The 5,563-nt window shown below is 31.0% G+C and carries 6 protein-coding genes; 2 read left to right on the top strand and 4 right to left on the bottom strand.

Annotated features, from left to right (window positions below):
• Positions 1-267 precede the first annotated feature (267 nt).
• The 4 genes from ACI5KZ_RS14655 to ACI5KZ_RS14670 all read right to left on the bottom strand — a co-directional run bounded on the left by ACI5KZ_RS14655 (position 268) and on the right by ACI5KZ_RS14670 (position 3,820).
• On the bottom strand, positions 268-1,323 hold the full coding sequence (locus tag ACI5KZ_RS14655; protein WP_406848069.1) for a hypothetical protein: 1,056 nt from the start codon (positions 1,321-1,323) through the stop codon (positions 268-270).
• Positions 1,324-1,431: 108 nt separating this feature from the next.
• Positions 1,432-2,136, bottom strand: coding sequence for a DUF6090 family protein (locus ACI5KZ_RS14660; RefSeq protein WP_406848070.1), 705 nt, complete (start codon positions 2,134-2,136; stop codon positions 1,432-1,434).
• Positions 2,137-2,392: 256 nt separating this feature from the next.
• On the bottom strand, positions 2,393-3,193 hold the full coding sequence (locus ACI5KZ_RS14665) for a DUF6090 family protein (protein ID WP_406848071.1): 801 nt from the start codon (positions 3,191-3,193) through the stop codon (positions 2,393-2,395).
• A 165-nt stretch (positions 3,194-3,358) separates the two neighbouring features.
• Positions 3,359-3,820, bottom strand: a complete 462-nt coding sequence (locus ACI5KZ_RS14670) for a hypothetical protein (RefSeq protein ID WP_406848072.1) — start codon at positions 3,818-3,820, stop codon at positions 3,359-3,361.
• 748 nt (positions 3,821-4,568) lie between these two features.
• Between ACI5KZ_RS14670 and ACI5KZ_RS14675 the strand changes: the two genes are divergently transcribed.
• Together ACI5KZ_RS14675 and ACI5KZ_RS14680 are read left to right on the top strand one after the other, a co-directional pair.
• Positions 4,569-4,808 (top strand): hypothetical protein, encoded by a 240-nt coding sequence (locus tag ACI5KZ_RS14675; RefSeq protein ID WP_406848073.1) that lies wholly within the window; start codon positions 4,569-4,571, stop codon positions 4,806-4,808.
• Complete coding sequence (locus ACI5KZ_RS14680) at positions 4,801-5,319, top strand: retropepsin-like aspartic protease (protein WP_406848074.1); 519 nt, start codon at positions 4,801-4,803, stop codon at positions 5,317-5,319. Before ACI5KZ_RS14675 ends, ACI5KZ_RS14680 begins: the two co-directional genes overlap by 8 nt.
• The last annotated feature ends 244 nt before the right edge of the window (positions 5,320-5,563 follow it).

Below are 5,563 nucleotides of genomic sequence, written 5' to 3' on the forward strand. Positions count from 1 at the left end.
GTGTTTTCCGGTTGTAAGTTCGGCTAAAATTTTCAGTTTAAAGGGTTCTGAATACCGTCTAATTACTTTGTCATTTCTATACATAATGTTTAAAATTATGTAGCCTTATTTTAGGACGGGTCATAATGAAACACAACGTGTTGTGTATGATTAGTTGCGTTGGCTAGGTCTAAATTAGTAAAAGAAAACGAACCATTAGGAAAATCCGCAGGATTTTCCGAGTACACACAAAACGAGTAATTAACTATACACGTTGTTGTGCTTTCGTTATTTTAGTTTGGTTAATTTTATAGTCCTTATGGAATCTCTAGATGTCAAATTCTTTTTTTTAATAAAAATGGAAAGTGATATTACTTCCTCACTTGTATTTCTAATAAACTCTAAAGAAGTATTTTCGAATGCCATTTGAAATTTGTCTTTATTAATTTTGTAAAGAATTCCTCCATTTAAAATGCTAAGATTATTCTGATTCCGAACTAATTCCAATTCCAAACCAGAAGTTTCATTTTTATAATTCCCTAGATATGCTTCTAATTCTTCAAATGTAGGAAACTCCATAAGATCGATTTGATTAGACTTTTGAAAGTCGAGGACCAAATCATGATGGATCAAATTATAAGCATAGGTTGCTTTGTACTTAAGAATAATTAAATGTTGTAACAAATGACTAGTAATTTTTTGATATCTTCTAACATCATTAAGATATTGTTTGTCATTCAATAGATAGGTCACTTTATCATCATAATCCTTTTTTGCTGTTCTTGAATACCAATCATAATTGCTTTGATATACATCTTGTACTTTCTCCAGGAACACTTTTTTCTCATTCACCACATTATTAGTAACAAGTGCTTCATCACCATACACATCTTGTAGTCTTTCAACAATATGCATATACTTTTCAGGAATAATTTCTATGTTATTAATAAGTCTATTGTAAGCATTTGTTTCAAACCTATAAGGTTCAATTTGCTCTTCTATCAAAGTCAAATAAGGATTATCTCCATTTTTATTGACTGTATAATCAGATACATTTAGAGTTTTAGAAAGCACTATATTTGATAGTGAATCTCTTCTTTCGTTAAATTCAATTTGAAAATTTATAGTTTTAATTAAGTCTTCTTCTAAATCCTTATAAACGCTAGTTAAAATTTTTTCTACCTGGTCATTGTTCGTTTTTAATTCTTTTTTGGTATTGAGATTTAGAGCAACAAGAATTCCAATGACCACAAGTATGATTTCCCCAAAAGCATAAAGTAGATATTTGCTAAACTTATTTTCAGTTAGTAGTTGCTGTCGTATTCGTCTAAAGAACTTAATCATATTTAGAGTATTTAATTATTCCGCAAGCGGCTATCTCAACCAAAGGTCTACTAGACCTTTGATTTTGCTTTGCAAAATAATGTTTCGTTAATCTAAAGAATTTTATCATTAGTCTTTAAGTTGTGTTAATCGTATAATCTCATTGATGTGATTTTCTAGGTGTTCTTCCTCTATGGCTTTGATAATCCCATTCATAAGAGCTCTCTTGGCCATGATGTGATTCCGAAATTTGATACTTGACAGGACTTTAATATTCATCTCTCTGTTTTTTCCTGCCCAATCTGAATTCTGTAAAATATAGGTTCTCCATTGTTCATTTATAAACTTGAAGTATTGAGTCTCACTTTCGAGATAATCAGTTAAAAGATCTTTCCAAGAGACCAGATATTTTTGCAATTCATCGTCTTGTATCAACTCAAGTGAATTGGAATTGATCACTGCATCTACGGTACTTGAATACGGATTGTAAGTGGTTCCTGTTATTAATTTGTTATATCTGTTATATTTCTCTATTGTTATCTCACCTTCTTGTAGCATTTCCACTATACTGTCCAACGTAGCTAAATTTTTGTGGTTAATAACTTTGACTTTATCGAAACTTGCCTTATTCTGGCTGAAGTCTCTATTTATATTGTTCAATATCTTTCGTTCGCTGATTCTGTCTTTACGATCTTGATTCCAATTGCTCACTTGCAAGGCAATCAATATTCCAATAACTACAAGTACAATTTCGCCAATCGCATAAAGCAAATATTTACTGAACTTGTTTTCAGTTAGTAGTTGCTGTCGTATTCGTCTAAAGAACTTAATCATATTTAGAGTATTTAATTATTCCGCAAGCGGCTATCTCAACCAAAGGTCTGCTAGACCTTTGATTTTGCTTTGCAAAATAATGTTTCGTTAATCTAAAGAATTTTATCATTGATTAGTGGTTTCTGGTAATGAAGCACAACGTGTTGCGTTGGCGAGAACTAAGTTAATAAAAGAAACCGAACCAATAGGAAAATCCGCAGGATTTTCCGAGTAAACACAACACTAGCAATTGATTATACACGTTGTTGTGCTTTCGTTATTGTTTTGCATTATAAAACTCCTCAAGAACAGTTTTCAATTGCTTTTGCACATAATTAGCATAAACAAGTTTAGATTCCATATTGCCAATTAAAAAATTCAAATCATTTCTAATTGTTCCATTTTTCAACAAATTTTCTAATGCTATTTTTGCAACTTTATCTTCAATATCTATTTTACAATTGTCAGGTAATTTTATTGAAAGGCTATTTTTTGTTTCCACATAAATATCTCCACAATTTGTCCTAATTTTTTTCTGAATATCACTGGGCATAAAACTTCTTAAACTTTCCCTATATTTATTAGATAAAGCAATGACTCCCGAATTAATCCAATCTAATTCATAAAAGTTGATAAGTGATAAACGTAGCTTTTGATTTCTTAAAATATTTATCTGTCCTGAAGCATTTAGCTCTTTATAAGTAGAAGCTGTAGTTCGGGCATCATTGTATTGGCTAGCTTGATATAAATCAATAAGACCTTGGTTCGTGTTTTGCATTGCTATTTCAGGATTTTCAAAATGAGAAATCGACTTAATGGCATATTCGTTAACTTTCATATTGTAATCAATATATGATTGTATGAAAGTTTCTTCCTCCTCCAAATCATCTAAAATTCTATCAATATATAATACTTCTAATTTCCTTTCTTTTCTTTGTTCATTCCAATTATTAATCTGTAAAGCAATCAAAATTCCAATGACTACCAATATAATTTCTCCCAATGCATATTTCAAATACTTTCCAGTTTTTCCTTTTGAAAGTAAATCTTGTCTAATTTTTCTGAATAATTTTATCATTGGTTAAAGGTTGGTCATAATGAAGCACAACGTTTATGTATATGAAATGTTGCGTGTTTGTGTGCGAGGATTTTCCGAAGGAAAATCGGAAGCTAGCAAACAAGCAACAGACTTTGGTTAAGCTAAAACTAGCAATTTTTTATATACTTTGTTGTACACCGTTTTTTATTTTAAATATCTCAAATTAAATAATGCTTGAGGGTCAGATTCTGTGAAATCAAAAACTCCATCGATGATTTTTTTCATTTCTTTTCCTAAAAGAACACTGTCATCTGTTTCCGCTATAAATTTGGCAAAAGTCCGAATTGGTGTTTGTCCGTGCTTTTCGTCCAATTCTATAAGTTTTAAATCCGATTTTTTATATTTAATATAAGCCCGATTATTTTCAATTCCATTGCGGTCAATTATAAAAAAAATCACAAATCCGTTTTGATATTTTATTTTATCGACGTCAAATACTTTGAACCAAGACTGTGTAAATTTAAGCGAATCAACTTGTAGTATAATCTCATTATCTCTAATTATCTCAAGTTGGACTCTACTTTTCTTGCTGTCACGAATAAACTTCTGAACAAATTCAGTTGGGTTTTTTGGTTTTCTGGTCAGGATGTTTTTTATAAAATTCACGATTTTTATGTCAGAAGTTGAGTTTTTGTCAAATGGTGTACAACGGATCATGTATGGAAAGTAGCGTGTTTGAGTGCGAGGATTTTCCGCAGGAAAATCATAAGCAAGCAAACAAAGCAACTGACATTGGTTAAGGATAAAAGTAGCAATTTTTTATACATAATGTTAGCGACTGTTATTTATTTTCTGACATAAATTTAATAAATGCGCCAAAAAAAAGTAAAACAGATTGCGTTTGAGTAAGTTATTCTAAAGCGTTTACTTTTTTTGCAAACGGATTAAAAACAGAAATGAGCAAAAGTGAACGAATCCCAAGTCTGAAGTAACTTTATAGAAAAGAAATGACTTAATTAAACATCTAAAAAACGGCAAAAAAGGACTTGGCAAAAGTCAGAAAATTTAAGAGTTAGCTGCCTTGTTTAATTGGCGCTAACGGTTTCGTGTATGGTTTGTTGCGAGTTTCAGCGAGTAAGTTAGCAAATAATTACCGAATAGAAAATACGAGAGTATTTTCGTAAGTAAGCACGAACCAAGCAATTAATTATACACGGTGTTGCCAACAGTACTTTTTAATCAGTTCAGACGTTCATTGACATACTGAATATTTTATTTTTTTTTTGAGCGAAGGCAAATTGCTGACAATCGGAAGCAAAAAATGGTACGTTAATTGTTTATAGTAAATTGTATTGAATAATATTGTATCTTTGCACACGTTTTTGTATATTAGATACAAATAATAACTACCGTTATGTTAGAAAAAGAGTTTAAATATTATCTAAACAACCAAGATGAATTATTAAAAAAATTCAATGGTCGATTTATTGTCATAAAAGGCGATAAAGTTTTGGGTGATTATTCTACTGAAATTGAAGCTTTGTCAGAAACAAGAAAATCTCACGAAGTCGGAACATTTCTAATTCAGCACTGTACGCCAGGAAGCAACTCTTATACTGAAACATATCATTCAAGAGTTGTTCTGAATGCCTAAATTTAAAGCCTTTACATTAAAAGCAAATGGTCGTATAAACCAATTAAAGACACAATGTGGTGTTTCGGATGCTGTATTACCAACAAATCCGCCAACTCCCGTTGCTGTTAATCAGTATGAGGCTATTTGGGACACTGGTGCAACAGGTACAGTTATAACATCTAAAGTAGCAAAAGAACTTGGTCTAAAACCCACAGGATTAGTGACTTCCAATCACGCAGGTGGTTCATCTCAAGTTCCTACTTATTTAGTAAATATCTATTTGCCAAATGGAATAAGAGTTCAAGGTATTAGAGTTATTGAGGCTGTTCTGTCCGGTGATACTGAAATTTTAATTGGTATGGATATTATCTCCCACGGTGATTTTGCTTTAACTAATGTAAATGGCGAGTCTTGTTTTTCTTTTAGGGTTCCATCTATTAAGCAAATCGATTACGTTGAAGAAGACAAAAAACCAAATTGGTTAAAACCGTCTAAAGGTTATAAAGGCGGAAAAAAGAAAAGAAGGTAATCACTTTCTTAATTATAAAAATTGCACTTTCCAAATAACTCTTCCGCAAACTTGCTGAAAAAGAAAGGAAAAAAATAAAGAGATTTCAGTAGTCAGTAAAGTAAACACTTGGTTCAGTTGTATGTCTTGTCCTGAAATATGGCTACAGGTTAAAATTGAATTTACGCTGATAATTTATATACCATATTTGGTGTTTTATAGTCTAAAGATAAATGTAATCTTATTTCGTTGTATAAATTAATTG

The organism is Xanthomarina sp. GH4-25 (assembly GCF_045363175.1).
Lineage (GTDB): Bacteria > Bacteroidota > Bacteroidia > Flavobacteriales > Flavobacteriaceae > Xanthomarina.